Source organism: Funiculus sociatus GB2-C1 (assembly GCF_039962115.1).
Lineage (GTDB): Bacteria > Cyanobacteriota > Cyanobacteriia > Cyanobacteriales > FACHB-T130 > Funiculus > Funiculus sociatus.
Genome location: NZ_JAMPKJ010000062.1, coordinates 1 through 17,545, shown reverse-complemented (window position 1 = coordinate 17,545; position 17,545 = coordinate 1). Strand labels below are relative to the sequence as shown.

General features: G+C 46.3%; 12 protein-coding genes and 1 pseudogene. 8 read left to right on the top strand and 5 right to left on the bottom strand.

Annotated elements, in window-relative coordinates:
- Positions 1-102 precede the first annotated feature (102 nt).
- Positions 103-1,872, bottom strand: a complete 1,770-nt coding sequence (locus NDI42_RS22730) for a tetratricopeptide repeat protein (protein WP_190454813.1) — start codon at positions 1,870-1,872, stop codon at positions 103-105.
- 682 nt (positions 1,873-2,554) lie between these two features.
- On the opposite strand from NDI42_RS22730, the gene NDI42_RS22725 reads away from it, so the two are divergent.
- The 3 genes from NDI42_RS22725 (at position 2,555) to NDI42_RS22715 (ending at position 5,422) form a co-directional block, all read left to right on the top strand.
- Complete coding sequence (locus NDI42_RS22725; protein ID WP_190454811.1) at positions 2,555-3,349, top strand: LmeA family phospholipid-binding protein; 795 nt, start codon at positions 2,555-2,557, stop codon at positions 3,347-3,349.
- 65 nt (positions 3,350-3,414) lie between these two features.
- Positions 3,415-4,068 carry a MotA/TolQ/ExbB proton channel family protein gene (locus NDI42_RS22720; protein ID WP_190454808.1) on the top strand — a complete coding sequence of 218 codons (654 nt, stop codon included), beginning with the start codon at positions 3,415-3,417 and terminating at the stop codon, positions 4,066-4,068.
- A gap of 76 nt (positions 4,069-4,144) precedes the next feature.
- Complete coding sequence (locus NDI42_RS22715; protein WP_190454805.1) at positions 4,145-5,422, top strand: amino acid permease; 1,278 nt, start codon at positions 4,145-4,147, stop codon at positions 5,420-5,422.
- A gap of 93 nt (positions 5,423-5,515) precedes the next feature.
- Here NDI42_RS22715 and NDI42_RS22710 read toward each other — a convergent pair whose 3' ends face one another.
- The 3 genes from NDI42_RS22710 to lepA form a co-directional block, all read right to left on the bottom strand.
- Positions 5,516-6,907 (bottom strand): UDP-glucose dehydrogenase family protein, encoded by a 1,392-nt coding sequence (locus tag NDI42_RS22710; RefSeq protein WP_190454802.1) that lies wholly within the window; start codon positions 6,905-6,907, stop codon positions 5,516-5,518.
- A 109-nt stretch (positions 6,908-7,016) separates the two neighbouring features.
- Positions 7,017-7,949 (bottom strand): UDP-glucuronic acid decarboxylase family protein, encoded by a 933-nt coding sequence (locus tag NDI42_RS22705; RefSeq protein ID WP_190454835.1) that lies wholly within the window; start codon positions 7,947-7,949, stop codon positions 7,017-7,019.
- Positions 7,950-8,357: 408 nt separating this feature from the next.
- On the bottom strand, positions 8,358-10,169 hold the full coding sequence (lepA, locus tag NDI42_RS22700) for a translation elongation factor 4 (RefSeq protein ID WP_190454799.1): 1,812 nt from the start codon (positions 10,167-10,169) through the stop codon (positions 8,358-8,360).
- Between the two features lie 411 nt (positions 10,170-10,580).
- Between lepA and NDI42_RS22695 the strand changes: the two genes are divergently transcribed.
- The 4 genes and pseudogenes from NDI42_RS22695 to NDI42_RS22680 all read left to right on the top strand — a co-directional run bounded on the left by NDI42_RS22695 (position 10,581) and on the right by NDI42_RS22680 (position 13,776).
- Positions 10,581-10,793, top strand: a complete 213-nt coding sequence (locus NDI42_RS22695) for a hypothetical protein (RefSeq protein ID WP_206755920.1) — start codon at positions 10,581-10,583, stop codon at positions 10,791-10,793.
- 452 nt (positions 10,794-11,245) lie between these two features.
- Entirely contained in the window at positions 11,246-11,476 is a 231-nt protein-coding gene (locus NDI42_RS22690) for a type II toxin-antitoxin system CcdA family antitoxin (RefSeq protein WP_190424791.1), read from the top strand.
- Positions 11,477-11,641: 165 nt separating this feature from the next.
- A pseudogene (locus NDI42_RS22685) lies at positions 11,642-12,934 on the top strand (ATP-binding protein); the annotation flags it as partial.
- 194 nt (positions 12,935-13,128) lie between these two features.
- Positions 13,129-13,776 (top strand): DUF3386 domain-containing protein, encoded by a 648-nt coding sequence (locus NDI42_RS22680; RefSeq protein ID WP_190454794.1) that lies wholly within the window; start codon positions 13,129-13,131, stop codon positions 13,774-13,776.
- 221 nt (positions 13,777-13,997) lie between these two features.
- On the opposite strand, the gene NDI42_RS22675 is transcribed toward NDI42_RS22680, so the two are convergent.
- Positions 13,998-17,372, bottom strand: coding sequence for a DUF4347 domain-containing protein (locus NDI42_RS22675; protein WP_190454793.1), 3,375 nt, complete (start codon positions 17,370-17,372; stop codon positions 13,998-14,000).
- A 51-nt stretch (positions 17,373-17,423) separates the two neighbouring features.
- On the opposite strand from NDI42_RS22675, the gene NDI42_RS22670 reads away from it, so the two are divergent.
- Positions 17,424-17,545 (top strand): IS1 family transposase (locus NDI42_RS22670; RefSeq protein ID WP_190454790.1); only part of this gene is annotated, 122 nt, incomplete at its 3' end.

The window sequence follows — 17,545 nt, the reverse complement described above, 5'->3', positions numbered from 1 at the left end:
CTTTCACGGCTACTAAATACAGAATATTTTTTATTTATTCTGGTTATTGGATATTGTTATTTTTATGGGATTATCGATCGTGGAAAATACTTTGTTGCTCATCTAATGACTTATTTTCTGTAGTAAAACTTGGTGAGATTGATGAAAAACTTTAACTTTACTATCAAAAAATGAAATAAAAGCGTCTATAGCAACCTTGGGATTTTGCACGTTATTTTCGGGAAAGACAAAATCATAATCATCAAAGATGATAATACCGTCAACTTTGGACAGTCTCCAACTTAAAACGGCATCTTCAAGGACATCGCTGGCTAGATGGGAACCATCAATGTAAACAACATCATAGGATTCTAGCGGTAACGAGCGCAATATTTCTTGAGACTTGCCTACTATTTTGCATACTTTTTCCGGATAGTCTGTTCGACTGATGTTATAGTTAAATCGGCTTTCGATAGAGCTTAAATAACTAGGATCGTAACGACTCTGTTCTAAACTTCCCTCGAAGGTATCTATACAAGTAATCTTACTATAATCTTGAATTAAGAGATTGTCTACAAACCAACAAGTAGACCTTCCTTCCCAACTTCCGATTTCTAAGATATTTAATCCAGAAACCTGAGAAAGATGTATTAAATATTTTTGCCAAATATCAAGATTTATGGAGAACCAATCGGTAGTAAATTCGTAACCTTTCTTTATAGTATGAACTTGATAGCGTGCGGGAGGAAAATCCGGTTTAATGTCCAGCGCCTTTTGGTAACAAGTTAAAGCTTCATTAAGCTTACCTTGTCTAGAGAAAGTGATTCCCCGGTTAAAATGTGCTTCAGCGAGGAGAGTATGCGATCGCTTGTAATTCTCCACATCCCCTTGCACAAGAAACAAATTAGCCGCTTTGTGTAAATCCTCAATTGCGGCTAGATGTTCGCCCATCCTCAAACGGGCGTTACCGCGATTATTGTAAGCATGGGCAAAGTTAGGGGTTCGTAGCAATGCTTGAGAATAGTCTGCGATCGCGCCTTGGTAATCTCCTAGATCAAAGCGTGCCACACCTCGGTTGCTGTAAGCTTCACTAAAGTTAGAATTAAACTGTAACGCCTGAGTGTAATCCTCAATTGCTCCTTGGCGATCGCCCAATCTAGATCGGACATTACCTCGATTGTAATAAGCAACAGCATCATTGGGATGAAGCCGCAATGTTTGGCTACAATCCTCCAAAATTCTTTGATTATAAATTTGCCAAATCCTTTGCCCAACCAAAAGTCTTTCCTGGTGGTGTTGTCTGTAGGTTTGTGCCTCGTGCTGTCTCCAATAAATTACCTTATCGGTGACAGAAATACCTGTTTGACGAGTTAGAAATAAACCCAAAAATAAAGTTCCGGTTGCCAGATATTCTGTTTGCACCATTTGAAGAACGCTGGGCAATTCTTCAGCCCAATTTCCCAGCTTTAAACTAAAGCAAGGGGGGCAAAATTTTAGATTGGCAACAGCTTCCTGAAATAAATCAGTTCCCTGGCTTTTGTAAATTGGAGAAGGTTCATCTCGGAATTGCCCGATCACAGCCGTGTAAGGTAATTGCAATGATGAGTTGAGAAAATTCGGCAGAGACTCTTGCGCCTCATCATCGCCATCTAGAATAAATACTTGTTGTACGTTTTCTCTCTTGGCATCAATCAAAGCTTGTATGAGAGTAGAAGCTGGCCCCCGATGCTCTAATCTTCTAATTTGGCATCGATTTTTAACTGAGTTTAAATCCGGGAACTCGCGGCTACCGTCATCGTATACAACGATTTCAAAATCTCCCTTTATCGACCTTATAGCCGACTCTAAATAGGGATAGCTAGGATCGTAGTAGCGAATAATTATTCTGGTCATATATTTGATATTTTTATTGTAAGTTTCTCGTTCCCAGGTCAGCCTAGGAACGAAATTTAAGGAGGCTATGCCTACCCTTTTTAGTAACAAAGCTCAAGACAAGAATAGATGAGGCAGATCCTCATTTATAGCATTCCCAGGGTCACCCTGGAAACGAAAAAAAGTGGGTGAAACTGTGAAGCAAATTAGCTTATTTGCTTGACGTAGGGATGCAAGTATGGTAAAGATTTAAAGCATGATTACTAACAATCGTGCCAGTAATCTCAGCAGGTAGGATAATTCATTGCGCCTGCGTTAAACTTGACGCACGTAAAGAGGCGATTAGCGACAGCCAAGCGGCCAGCCCTTGATTCTCAAATTTTGCCCTCTACCTTTTTCGGAAAAGACTGCACCAAGGTAAATTTTGCGGTTATAGGTGGTGATGAGTGAGGAATTCAGCATATAAATGGCTATAGTTTCCCATTGTTTGCCCGTAGCGATCGCTACATTATTGAGAAAATCCTGCCCTTATTGATTTAACTAATCGCAGAAGTCAGAAAATTATATATATTTTGACATTTTAAGGCTGATAACCTTGATACATAAGCGCTTTAGAACCATTTAGCGCTTTTTTCTTGATTGCATATTCCTTAATATTTTGTTACAAACAAGAGAGTAAGCACTCTCGTGGACGTTAAACTTTATGTTAGGCGGCCTTACTGGTTTCACAAACAATACAGGCACGGATTGGGGAGAGCGCGTTCTCAATACAGTAGCCAGCAAGACGATTCGCCACTTGTTTACCCAGAGTGAGTCTGTAGAAGTTGCTGTTCGCTGCTATCCCTCCAGCAAACTTCTACAAGGAAGTATTGACAGCTTCAAGATGAATGGCAGTGGTCTGGTAATTCGCCGCGAGTTTCGCGCCCAGGAGGTTTCTTTTGAGACAGATGCCGTCTCAATTGACTTCAGCGGTGTAATGAACGGTAAGATTCTGCTGAAGCAGCCCACCCAAGCGGTTGCCCAAGTAACGCTATCAGAAGCAGATATCAACCAATCCTTCCAAGCAGAACTGGTAAAAAAGCGGCTACAAAATCTTGAAACACCTGAATTGACAGAATTATCTGGCGGTCAGCCTGTATCCTTTAGCGAAGTAAACGTACAGCTGCTACCCAATAACCAAGTCCAAATTTTTGCCCAAGCAGATTTAGGCGAAAAAGGAATGGTTCCAGTCAGCATGACCGCAACCCTAGCAGCGGAAAGGCGGCGGCGCGTTCGTTTTAAAGATGCCAAATTTCAATCTGAAGCGGTGCCTGAATCGTTAAGGGATATTTCTGATACCTTGACAAAAGTATTCGCTGAGATTTTAGATAACATGGTCGATCTGGATCGCTTTAATCTCGATGGTGTAACGCTGCGAATCAATCGGCTGGAAACACAAGGGAAAACGCTAGTTTTCAGCGGTTACGCCCAAATCGAGCGCGTTCCCAATAATCCCTAATCTTAGCTAATGGCTAATGGCTTTTAAACAATTAGCGATTAGCACTCAGCCATTAGCTAATTTTTATGTCAGTCCTGCGTCTATTTTTTCTTGGTGGGGTGGTCATGTTGCCGCTTCTGGGATTCTCTATCCTGGCAGTGGCATTGATTTTAGAAAGGATTTTTTTTTGGCAGCAGATTACTATTCGCCAAAATCGTTTCGTGCGCGAAGTTTTGGCGCTGTACCGCGGTAATCCACAGTCTGCCGATGTCAGGGCCCAAGCGATCGCAATTCTACAGCAAAATGTAGATTTACCGATGGCGCGGATATTTCTGGCAGCTTTGGAATTAGAAAAGCCCACCCCAGAGGACTTTCGGCTGGCTTTAGAAAGTGCCGCTCAAGCAGAGTTACCCTTGCTGAAGCGTTTTAGTACAGTATTTGATACGATTATCAGCATTGCCCCACTGTTAGGTCTTTTGGGGACAGTTTTAGGTTTGATTAACTCTTTTGCCTCTCTGAGATTGGGAGATGTAGGAGGTACTCAAACTGCCGATGTCACAGCCGGAATTAGCGAGGCTTTAATTTCCACAGCATTTGGGCTGATAGTGGCTATCTTTACCCTCCTTTTTGCCAATACGTTTAGGGGGTTGTATGGGCGGCAACTTGCCTTTATTCAGCAGTATGGAGGTCAGCTAGAATTGCTATATCGTCGCGGCTACGAGCGATCGCTTTTGGGATGAAAGGCGATCGCTATGACAACCCAGCCTTAACCTGTCGGTAGTAACATATCGGTAGTTTTTACCTGGGAGATGGCTTGTGTCTGCTAGAACCTCACCACCACAGCTGCAACGAGAGTTAGGGGTTTTAGGCGCAACCATGATGGGCTTAGGTTCGATTGTCGGTACTGGGGTATTTGTCAGTATCGGTATTGCAGCCGGAATCGCTGGCCCTGCGGTAATTTTAGCAATGGCGATCGCAGCCCTTATAGCAACCTGTAACGGTCTTAACAGCGCTCAACTAGCTGCAAATCATTCTGTCAGCGGTGGAACCTACGAATATGGCTATAAGTACCTAACTCCGAGTTTGGGGTTCACCGCAGGCTGGATGTTTCTTTTGGCAAAGACTGCTTCGGCGGCGACGGCTGCTTTGGGTTTTGCCAGTTACTTGTTGAATGCTACTGGTTTGTACGGGCGAGGATTTCTCATTCCCACGGCTCTAGCGGCTGTAGTTATTTTTACCTTAATTGTTCTTGGCGGCATCCGTCGCTCTAATGTCACCAATATTGCAATAGTATCGGTAACGCTACTATCTTTAACTTTCTTTATCTTTGCTTGTCTGCCGAGTGCGATCGCGAACCGTGCAGAAAATCTCACTCCCTTTTTCATCGGTTCCCCAGCGACGGTACTAGAAGCGACTGCGCTGATGTTTGTCGCCTACACAGGTTATGGGCGCATTGCCACAATGGGGGAGGAAGCGCGGGAACCCAGAAAGACGATTCCCAAGGCGATGATTGTCACCCTGGTATTGACAATGCTGCTTTACATAGCAGTGGCGACGGTTGGTATTGCCGCAGTGGGGTCTAATGTTTTGGGTAATACTACTAATCAGTCAGCACCGCTTGAGGCAGCAATTCGCAACGTGGGGAGTGCAGGTGGTGCTGTGGTGTTAAGTATCGGTGCCATGACTGCCATGTTGGGCGTGTTACTTAACCTGATTTTAGGCTTATCTCGCGTGTTGCTGGCGATGGGACGGCGGCGGGATGCACCTAGAGTTTTGGCGCGTTTGAACCCGCAAGGAACGACACCGAATTTGGCAGTGCTGGTTGTCGGAATTGCGATCGCGCTTTTGGTGCTGGTTGGTAATGTTAAAACGACCTGGTCGTTCAGCGCCTTTAACGTTTTGATTTACTATGCAATTACAAATTTGGCAGCATGGCAACTGCCAAATAATCAGCGACTCTATCCTAAATGGTTAGCCATATTAGGTTTAGTATCTTGTCTATTCCTGGCTTTTTGGGTAGATCCGCAAATTTGGCAAATCGGTCTAGGATTAATTCTCGCTGGACTAATTTGGCACAAAATAAGGCAGTTTTAAATGATTTGTAAAGGCGAGATCCCCGACTTCTTTAAGAAGTCGGGGATCTCAAGGGCTAAATCAAAACTCTGCCGAGGATTGCTATGTTAGCTATTAGCGTCCTACGCCCACATATTGGAAACCAGCGTTTTCAACTTCCTTCCGGTCAAGGAAGTTGCGCCCGTCAATCATCACGGGGTTATTCATCAGCTTCGCCATTTTAGCGAAGTCCAGATTCCGGAACTGTTGCCAGTCTGTAACCAGCACCAAGGCATCGCAGCCATCAGCCAGCCGTTCTGGATCGGTTTCCACAAACACGCCAGTTAAACCGTGGCGCATCCCTGTAGAAGAAACAATCGGGTCGAAGGCTTTTACTTTCGCTCCCAGTCGGTTCAGTTGCTCGATCAGCATCAGTGCTGGTGCGTCGCGCATATCATCGGTATCTGGTTTGAAGGTCAAACCCAGAAGTCCGACAGTTTTGCCCTTAAGGATTTTGAGAACCTGCTGGAGTTTTTCCAGAGCAATCAGACGCTGGCGTTGGTTAACGCTGACAGCAGCTTTCATCAGTTGGGCATCATAGCCGTAATCTTCAGCCGTGTGAATCAAGGCAGAGACATCTTTCGGGAAGCAAGAACCGCCCCAGCCAATTCCAGCTTGCAAAAATTTGTTGCCAATGCGGGAATCTAAACCGATGCCCTTTGCCACCTGAGTGACATCAGCACCGACGCGATCGCATATATTAGCAACTTCGTTGATAAAGCTGATTTTGGTTGCCAGGAAAGCATTAGCGGCGTACTTGATCATCTCCGCTGAGTTGATGTCTGTCACCACAACTGGCACTGGTGGTAGGGATTGATCTTCGGCAACCTTACGCTCTACGATGGGCGCGTAGAGTTCTTGCATCATAGCGATCGCTTTGGGATTAGTGCTTCCCAGTACAATCCGATCCGGGTTAAACGTGTCGTAAACCGCCGAACCTTCCCGCAAAAACTCCGGATTGCTTACCACATCAAACTGCGCGGTAAACTCTCCAAATTTCTCTTCGACACCAACATCGCCAGCTGCTACCAGCGATTTCTGGCGTTCAGAAACACCATCCAGCACAATCATCCGCACCCAGTCACCAGATCCAATTGGCACTGTGGATTTATTCACAATCACTTTGTAGCTGTTATCAAGATGAGAGCCGATTCCACGCGCAACAGCTTCCACGTAGCGCGTATCGCTTTCACCTGTGGGCAAAGGCGGTGTCCCCACTGCGATAAACAGAATTTCTCCATGAGCCACCCCTGCACCTAAATCAGTTGTGAACTCCAGATTCCCTGAACTCGAAGCCGACTGCATAATATCCGACAGCCCCGGCTCATATATTGGCGACTGTCCCGCCTTCATCAACTTGACTTTTTCTTCATTATTGTCCACACAGATGACATGATGCCCGATATGAGCAAGGCTGGCACCTGTTACTAAGCCAACATATCCAGTGCCAATTACACAAACACGCATAGAAATAAATCCTCTTTCTTGAATGAAAATACTGGGGATATTAGATTTTTGTTCATAGTTGATAGTTCGTTGTTTATTCCCATGAACCATGAACTATGAACCATGCCCGTTAACCGTTGTTGATGCGCTCCCTAAAATCTTCTACAGTCAGTTTTAACCCTTCTTGCAGAGGAATGCTAGGTTCCCAATCCAACCAAGTTTTAGCACGAGTAATATCTGGTTGTCTCTGCTTAGGGTCATCTTGCGGCAGTGCTTCAAATTTAATGTCCGCGTCCGGATTCACCATATGTTGTATTTTCTGAGCCAATTCTAAGATGGTGTATTCATCTGGATTACCTAAATTAATCGGCCCAGTATGTTCGCCATTCATCAATCGGATCAGCCCTTCCACCAGGTCAGAAACATAACAAAAACTCCGAGTTTGCGAACCATCACCATACACAGTTAACGGTATTCCTCGCAGCGCTTGGACGATAAAATTACTCACTACTCGACCGTCATTTTCTAACATTCGCGGGCCATAAGTGTTGAAGATTCGAGCAACCCGAATATCTACACCATTTTGGCGATGATAGTCAAACGATAAAGTTTCTGCAATTCTCTTGCCTTCGTCGTAACAAGAACGTATCCCAATTGGGTTGACATTGCCTCGATACTCTTCTGGCTGGGGATGAACGTCGGGGTCGCCATACACCTCAGAAGTTGACGCCAGAAGGAATCTGGCTTTTACCCGCTTAGCTAAACCCAGCATATTCATCGTCCCCAAAACGCTTGTTTTGACGGTTTTGACTGGGTTGTATTGGTAGTGAACAGGGGAAGCAGGGCAGGCTAGATGATATATCTGATCTACTTCTAGCCGAATTGGTTCTGTGATGTCGTGGCGGATCATCTCAAAGTAAGGGTGACCCAGCCATTTCAAGATGTTGCGCTTACTTCCCGTGTAGAAGTTATCTAAGCAGATGACTTCGTGTCCAGAACTCATCAATCGGTCGATGAGATGAGAACCCACGAAACCCGCACCACCTGTAACTATAATTCGCATCGGTAACTGACTCACGCTAGGGAGAGAATCGATATCTAAACTAACCTTGGAAAGCACTGCTGTCCAGAGGTATTCCGTTGTTAACTAGCTTAGAGTATACGGAGCGATCGCTCTATCGCCCATCCGTAAATATTCGGTAAATATTTAGTAAATATTAAGTGTACTTAGTAAAGTAGCAAAGCTTTGAATCAAAACCCAAGAGCGCCCTAACTCTACAGTGAACGGGCAAAGCCTTACCCAGAGCCGTCTAAAGCATTGGCGTTGCACATTTTTTGAATGTGCAACGCCAAAAAAAAGCAGTTTATGGGTTTTGAGGCTGGGTAGGTAGCCTGAGTTTGTGAAGCATCGAGTCTAAGGCAATCTGAGAAATTGGCTCCCAGATGCTCCCGAATCTAAATAACCCAAAGGTTATTCTTGGTCGAGGCGCAACACCGCCATGAAGGCTGATTGGGGTACATCAACTGTACCTATTGACTTCATGCGCTTTTTACCCTTAGCTTGCTTCTGCAACAATTTTTTCTTCCGGGAGATGTCACCGCCGTAGCACTTGGCAAGAACGTCTTTTCTCAAAGCTGGGATTTGTTCGCTGGCGATGACTTTACTGCCTATCGAAGCTTGAAGAGGTATCTTGAATTGATGCCGGGGAATTAGTTCTTTTAACTTTTCTGTTAAAGCTCGTCCCACGCCATAGGCTTTGTCACGGTGGACAATCATCGCCAAGGCATCAACCGGATCTCCGTTAATCATGATATCCAACTTAACCAGCGGATTTTCCTGATAGCCAATCAGGTGATATTCCATACTGGCATAACCCCTCGTTCTGGACTTCATCTGATCGAAAAAGTCCGTCACTACTTCCGCCAGGGGTAACTCATATGTCACCGTAGTTCGCCCCTGAGTTAAATACTTCATGTCTTTGAAGATACCGCGTCGATTTTGACACAACTCCATCAGCGTACCTACATACGTTTCTGGTGTAATCATGTCTACCTTGACATAAGGTTCTTCGATTTTTTCGCGCTCGTTCGGCGCTGGTAGGTGGCTGGGATTATCGATGTAGAGTTCTTCACCTTTGTTGGTGATTACCCGATAGACTACGGAAGGAGCGGTGATAATTAAATCCAGGTCATATTCTCGCTCTAACCGCTCTTGGACAATCTCCATGTGTAGCAAGCCCAAAAAGCCGCAGCGGAAGCCGAATCCCATCGCACTCGATGTTTCTGGTTCGTAGTGCAGGGCGGCATCATTTAACTTTAGCTTTTCTAAAGCCTCTCGCAAGTCGGGGTATTGGTCGGCATCTGTGGGAAACATACCACAGAAGACCATTGGTTTTGCTTCGGTGTAACCAGGTAACGGTTCGGCTGCTTGGGCCTTGGCTAAGGTAATGGTGTCTCCGACTCTGGCATCTTCGACAGCTTTAATCGCTGCTCCTAGGTAGCCCACTTCTCCGGCGTGTAGTTCATTTACCTGCTTTTGGGTGGGGCAAAGGACACCTAATTCGTCAATTTCGTATTCTGTTCCGCTAGCCATCAGGCGGATGCGATCGCCTTTTTTCACCGTACCATCCATCACCCGGAAGTATACAATTACACCCCGGTAGCTGTCGTAGTAGCTATCAAAAATCAACGCCCGCAATCGTTCTGAAACTGTATCTTGCGGGGGCGGTACCAGGTGAACGATAGACTCCAGAATCTCGTCAATCCCAATCCCCTCTTTAGCAGAAGCAAGAATTGCACCGCTGCAATCTAGCCCAATAATTTCTTCAATTTCTCCCTTTACCCTATCTGGCTCGGCTCCTGGCAAATCAATCTTATTTAAAACTGGTATAATTTCCAGGTTATTCTCAAGAGCAAGATAGACATTGGCGAGAGTTTGAGCTTCCACACCTTGGGACGCATCCACTACTAAAAGTGCGCCTTCGCAAGCGGCGAGACTGCGCGATACCTCGTAGGAGAAATCTACGTGACCGGGAGTATCAATTAAATTTAGAACGTACTGCTCACCGTCTTTGGCAGTATAGTTCATCCGGGCAGCTTGCAGCTTAATGGTAATGCCGCGCTCCCGTTCTAAATCCATATTGTCTAGGAACTGTTCCTTCATCTGCCGATCTTCTACAGTACCTGTGGATTGCAAGAGGCGATCCGCCAGGGTGGATTTACCGTGGTCAATGTGGGCGATGATGGAGAAATTACGAATGTGAGAAACAGGTACTGAGGTCATAGCCAAAGAAAAAGGCACATCGAGAGCGGCAATCGAGATTCAGCAGACTTCACATATTCTAATGTGTCCGACACCCAGCTTGCGATCTTGGCATAATATATCCCACGCCGGGTTAGAGACAAGGCTTTGTGAATTTGAAGTATTTTTACACAAATTTTGACACGCCCCACCCATATAATACGGGGGATTCTCCCATCTAGCCTTAAGTGTGACTAGGACAGCTAATATTCATGGAGTTACCGCTACTCGTGAAGGGGAAATACCCGACTTCTTAGGGAAGTCGGGTATCTGAACTGTTGGCAATAGGTTGACCCTTTCTCTGCTTTTGAGCTAAAACCAAATCGAACATTGGTGAAGCGTGAAGAAAGCATCCTTCTATAGGTATGAGGTTTACACTTTTAAAAGTAGGGAATGACCAACTGTATCTACTCCATACCTTTTTATCAGGCAAGTATTTCTGTTTGTGGCAAAGATGGTAGGGCGAATAGTTTAGCTGCTGAGTTCAGATTGCAAGTTGTTGACACTTTCGCTGTGGTAATTTTTCGTCTCTGCATGAGAGTTAGAACAAACTCTTGGCAAGGCGAGTATTTTCGACTTGCATCTGGAGCAATATATCTGTCTTGACTTTGTTGAGATCAGCAAATTTCAGCTTTCTGTCCAACTTTACTAGCTTTAGGCATTTATGCAGAGATTATAAAACAAAACTTATAGACTTATTTAAAATGTTGCTACGCTTTAGGCTTTAATAAGTATATGTGGGTAGTGTAGTTTTATCCCTATACTTAAAAAACAAGGTTTTGGGTACATCCCTCAAACTCACCGATAATTGTTAAGATGTCAAGACTTCAGGACAAAAACCTCAGCCTGCTATCTTTTTATCGCTCCAGTCGCCAGAGCATATAGCTCAGGGAAAGGGGAGGAATTGCAAAATTTTGTTTCATACGTGGATAAAAGCTGGATTTGACTTTCCTGAGTTGGCAAAACACCAGTTAGCATGGAAAAGCGGTTTAGTGTCTCTCACCTGGAGAATTGCTAAAACAAAAATCTCATCATAAATATAGATGCTGCAAAAGCTTATGAACGAGCGGTCTGTGTATTCTAAAAGGTCAGGGGAAAAGGTGGAAGTTGCGATACACCTGGATTCGGAATTGGTAGATCAAATAAAGCACCTAACAAATGACCCAAGTAAGGTGATTGAGACAGCCATAAGACAGTGGCTGAGGGGAGAACGCGATCGCGATGACGAACTGACCCGCACCCTAGAGCGAAATCCGCCCGTGCCTCCGAGAGGCGAATGGAACGATTGATAATCAAGTGTATAGACTCAGGGGCGGAAGTTTTAAGTTTTTCGACAAAAGCATCTATCACATGACGACTGGTAAATATTGCCTATTCTCAGTTTGCAATTTAGCAGGTATATTCTGATGGTGGCTCCTGTTAATGTTCCACTGCTAACTTTCGAGTCAACTTTGTTAAGTACAGACCAGTACCAAAAGCTATTAAGCCAGATCGCCAGAAATATCCGCCGCACGCTGGATCTAGATACGATTTGGCAGCAAACGGTCAAGGGGCTGGGAGAAGGATTGAACGTCAGCCGCTGCATGATATGCAACTACGAAAGTTGTAGCCCAAAAGTGCAGGTGGTGGCGGAGTATTGCCAGGAGTCAGTGCGATCGCTGCTGGGACAGTATTTACCGCTAGCCGAAGACCCATACCTGAAACAAGGGCTGGAAGCGAAAGGCGAACCCGTGGTAGTGGAACAGGCGGGAGGCAATAGCTTTGGATATCAGTCGCTATTAGTGGTTTCAACAAGCTATCAAAACCAGCCAAACGGACTGCTAAGCATTCAACAGTGCGATCGCACGCGCAGATGGAGCGAAGCAGAGGTAGAGTTAGTCAGAGAGCTGGCAGATCAGGTAGGGACAGCGATCGCTCATGCCAAACTCTACAAAGAATTAGAGCAAGCTAGCGAACAAGCAGAAGAAGCAAGCCGCCTTAAATCAGAATTTCTAGCAAACACCTCTCACGAACTCCGCACTCCCCTCAATGGTATGATCGGCTCCCTGAAGCTGATTCTAGACGGCACAGTAGACGAGCCTGAAGAGCAACTGGAGTTTATCCAAGATGCCTATCGTTCCGCCCTGCATTTACTCAACCTGATCAACGACATACTTGACGTTGCCAAAATAGAAGCAGGCAAAATGGAGCTGGAACTCGGACAGGTAAAGCTGGAAGAGCTATTTGGCGATGTTGAGGAATTTACGCGAAATCAGGCGCAGATGAAGAACCTGAGTTTATGTATTCAAATGCCCCCCACCCACGATGAAGTTATCCTGTACGGTAACTATCAGCGTCTCCTGCAAGTGATGTTAAATCTGATTGGGAACGCCATCAAATTTACTCACGAAGGCGGGGTTACAGTCAGTGCTGAGGTGAGCAAAAAGAAAATCAAATTTGCCGGACAGGAATTTCCCGGCTTGGTAAAAGTCCAAGTAGCGGATACCGGGATTGGCGTTTCCCTCGACAAGCAAGATAAACTGTTTCAATCTTTCTCTCAGGTAGATGGCTCCCGCACGCGACAGTATGGCGGAACTGGTCTAGGACTGGCAATTTCGCAAAGGCTTGTAGAAGCAATGGGCGGTGTCGTAAACTTCTACAGCATGGGCGAAGGACTAGGTTCAACAGTCACATTCACAGTACCCCTGTATCAAGAACCCGTAATGATATCCACGCCTCAGACAGGTTCGCTGGATTTGTTAATGTAGGATAAATTTTTTATCTTGTAGGGTAGGCAAGATGCTTAAGTGTTAACTTAAGGCTGAAAATCCCATTCTTGCTTACTCGCTCTGCCTCCAGTTCTGATGGTTGAGGCTCTAGCCAGGGAGGGAATGAGTTAATGACACCCAATACCCTGCAAAGATTTCTAAACTAGAAAAGAAGTTAACTTAATCAAGGTTCTATGATTGCAGCAAACGCTCGCGACTTATTTCGGGCTGCCTACGAAAACCGCTACACTTGGGATGCCAACTTTCCCGGATACAGCGCCGAGGTAGAACTCAAGCAAGGTGATGAAGTCTACAAAGGCAAAATTCGCATCAACCGCGATTTGAGCGTAGAAGTCACTGGCATCGAAGACGAAACGGTGCAAGAGAGCGTCTATACTCAGCTCAGAGATATTATCACCCACCGCAAACGGGGAGATTTTGAAAAAGCTCACGGCAAAAACGAGTTTAACCTTGGCGAAACCGACTCTACTGGCGCTAAGGAAATTCTAGTTAAAGGCGATGCGATGGGGTCTAACTACAAAATTCGAGGCACCGAAATTTGTCAGGTGAGTCGGGTGATGGGTCGGATGGCTTTTACAATAGATACCAAGGAAAGCTTAGATACAGGAAAAGGTTACGTATCCTCTCGCTACGATGTCGTCTTCCGCAACCCTCAGACAGGTGAAACGACCAAGGAACTGCAATTTGAGGATACTTTCGATAAAATTGGTGATTACTATGTGATGACCAAGCAGGTAGTTCACTCGAATGAGCAAGGTCAGAAAACTACCACCGAGTTCAACTACTCAAATATTAAGTTGCTTGAACCAGTAGCAGTTTAGTAGGGTAGGAAATGCCCACCACACCAAATGCTTTAATGGTTGGCATTTCCTACCTAGCCCTGTCAAGGTGCCAACCAAGGAATTTTTCTGCTATGGACGATTTGATGATCCTTGCAGTGTAGTTTATGAGATACTTTTGATCGCTTTGACAAAGCTAGTTCGCTGCACCTAGTTCAATTGGTGCAGCGATTTTACCGTGTAGGGGCAAAATGTCCCTACACTTACATAGTCACGAAAGTGCTGGCAGCATTGCTTTGAAGAGTAGCAGCACTAATGTTGTTAATGGCTGCTAAAATCTCACCGTCGGAGTTATTAGTAATCACAGCTTGGCTGCTTCTTTGCGTAATCGACACCTGACCTAAACTCAAACCACCAGCCAACCCGATAAAGTCGCGACCCATTTGGAAGTCAGTGATGGTATCAACACCTTCACCCTTAGCAAGGACAAAAGTATCCCGTCCAGCACCACCTGTAAGACTATCGCTACCGAGACCGCCACTGAGTCGATCCCTGCCAGCGTCACCCCAAATTTGGTCATTTCCAACTCCGCCGTACAGGGAATCGTGACCGTACCCGCCGTAGATGCGATCGCTACCACTACCACCCCAAATCAAATCGTCGCCACCGACAGTTCCCACCATACTGCTCATATCACCATACAGAGCATCGCTTCCAGCATTGCCGTAGATGCGATCGCTACCCAGACCACCAGTAATCGTATCGTGACCGCGATAACCGGTGAGCTGGTCGTTTTGTGCAGTTCCTACTAACGTGTCGGAATATAAACGATTGCCGTTGATAACGTTAGTTATGGGAATATCGTTGTCGTTGATGTTGACAACGCTGACATCAACCGGATTCAGGTTGTTGTATTTGGCATCAGCGCTTACGGCTGCATTAGTGACGATTCTGTAAGCAATATTGCCATCAACCAGGGTATCGTCAACACCTTTTACTGTCACAGTTTGAGCGTCATTCCAATTACTCTCGGTGAAGGTCAACTTCGAGTTAGAAATCGTGCCTTCAGTGGTATCCGAACTAGCTAAGCTGAGGGTAACTTCAGCAGTCGGTCTGCTATTTAGCTTGACGCTGAAGCTTGCCGTACCACCCATTTCGCTGGTGTTACCGCTAATTGCGGTGATGGTGAAACCTGCCGTGTCGTTGTCAATGATATTTCCGATTCCCTGAGCATCGATAATCGTGGCTTTGCTGGGATTAGACAGGTTGACAAAAAAGCTTTCATTTGCTTCATCCATCATGTCACCGTTAACGGCTACCCGGAAGGTTTGGGTGGTGACGCCGGGAGCGAAGGTTAAGGTGTCGTTGATGGCGGTGTAGTCGCTGCCAGCAATCGCAGTGTTATTAGCGGTGGCATAGTTAACGCTGACAGTTTCAGTACTGGCGTTGGAAAGCGAAACCTGGAACTCGGCAAAGGCGATGCCGCTGTCACCTTCAGTGATGGTGACATCGCTGATGCTAATCTTGGGTTGCGGGTTGACAGTAATGTTGAAAGTCTTTGCCACTGAGGTATCGATACCACCGTTAGCAGTCCCGCCATTATCTTTGGCGCGAACTTCAATGGTAGCGGTGGTGCTAGTCGTAATGTTGGCAACTGGAGTGAAGGTCAGGTTGCCGTTGGTGTCAATGGTGGGTGCGGCTGCAAAGATGCCTGCGTTGTTGGCTACATTAACTATGTAGCTGTCAAGTGTTTGAGTTGATTCTTCGGTACCGGGATTAAAATTAGTTGTCCATCCGGTAACGGTTTGCGCTCCGGAATTTGCCATGACGTTTTGAGCAGCGCCAGCAGTGAAGTTAGGAGCGTCGTTTACTGCTGTAACGTTGATAGTTTTAGTGGCGGCAATGCTGGTGCCGCCGTCGCCATCGGTGAGGACAAATTGTACGGCGCGGGAAGCGGTAGGATTTTCAGAAGTGCTGCTGTAGGCAATACTTCTGAGTAAATCTTGAGTAACGGTAGGGGTAGCGCTGGCATTTAAGTTTATGAGGAGATTGCTGCCGTTGCTGCCATTGCTGGTGATGGTGCCGATGGCAGTTCCCGCATAGCTGATGGTGGTTCCGGATACAACGATACTGCCAATGTTGGCGATGCTGAGTCGGTCGGAGGGGCTGCCGCCTGCGGTGTAGCTGACGGTGAGGGTTCCGTCTTCAAAGTTGCCTGAGTCGGTGTCTGCTACCGTAGCGGTGCTGTCAATAATTTTAGCGGCGGCGTTTTCGGTGTAGGCAACGGCTGCACCGGGAAGGGTGACGCTGGGTGCTTGGTTAATAGTGGTATTGAGCAGAACTGAGACGTCGTTAGAGCGATAGTTCGCCGCCGCCAAGTCTTGTTTTCCGTCGCCGTTGAAGTCTCCGACGGTTACGGAAATGGGATTTGACCCCACGCCAATGTTGTCATTGCTGCTAAAGGTGCCGTCGCCGTTGCCTAATAATATTGAGACGTTCCTAAAGAATTGGTTTGCCGTCGCCAAGTCCTGTTTTCCGTCGCCGTTGAAGTCGCCGACTGTGAGGGAAGTGGGACTTATTCCCACGCCAAAGTTGCCATTGCTGCTAAAGGTACCGTTGCCGTTGCTTAATAATATTGAGACGTTGCTAGAGTTAAAGTTCGCCGTCGCCAAGTCCTGTTTTCCGTCGCCGTTGAAGTCGCCGACGGTAACGGAACTAAGACCTGACCCCACGCCAAAGTTGCCATTGCTGCTAAAGGTGCCGTTGCCGTTGCCTAATAATATTGAGACGTTGCCAGCGTTAAAGTCCACCGTCGCCAAGTCCTGTTTTCCGTCGCCGTTGAAGTCGCCGGCAGTAACGGAATAGGGAGCTGACCACACGGCAAAGTTGCCCGCACTACTAAAGGTACCGTTGCCGTTGCCTAATAATATTGAGACGTTCCAAGAGCCTTCGTTCGCCGTCGCCAAGTCCTGTTTGCCGTCGCCATTGAAGTCGCCGATGACTACGGAAACGGGAACATTTCCAACGCCAATGTTGCTGGCAGTGTTAAAGGTGCCGTCGCCTTTACCTAACAAGACTGAAACGTTGTTAGAATTAAGGTTTGATGTTACCAAGTCTTGTTTGCCGTCGCCGTTGAAGTCGCCTACGGTGACTAGACGGGGACTTGTCGCCACGCCAATGTTGGTGGCGGGTGCGAAACTAACAGGTAAAACAAAGTTGTAATTTGCTAATGCTGCGGGTAGGAAGGCTATTGGTGACTCTATTGCCCCAATTTTTACTTCTAAATCCCAGTCACCGCCTAAGACGGCGCTACCTGTAAGGTCATCTGAAGCCGCAACCTCAGCCCCCGTTAATTGACTCAACTGCTGCACAAAGGCTCCCCCACTCCCTCCAGAAGCTACATCGCAACCATACAGAAGAATATCGGCATCAGCTGTTAAAGCACTTGCCCACTGCTGCAAAGAGTTGCTGTAAGCTTGCAAATTATCCGAGTTAACCGCACTCGCTCCCAGTTGTAAACTACCTTCAGCACCGTGGGAAACAATATGAACGCTGGTGATGTCACTGCGATTCGCCAGCACTTCGGTAATCTGTGCTACACCATCCCGCGTGGAGTCGAGGATAAGGTCATGCCTCAACGAAGTGTGGGTATAATCGCTAGGTATTGATAGACAATTCCCTCTTCACATATGCAATGCCCTCTGTGCGGTCACACCAGAACTCACAAACATGGAAAAACCAGCAAAGGTAGTCAACGATACTTGTGTCCTGCTTGTAGACAAACTTTTACTGACAGCTTTGACACCTTGTA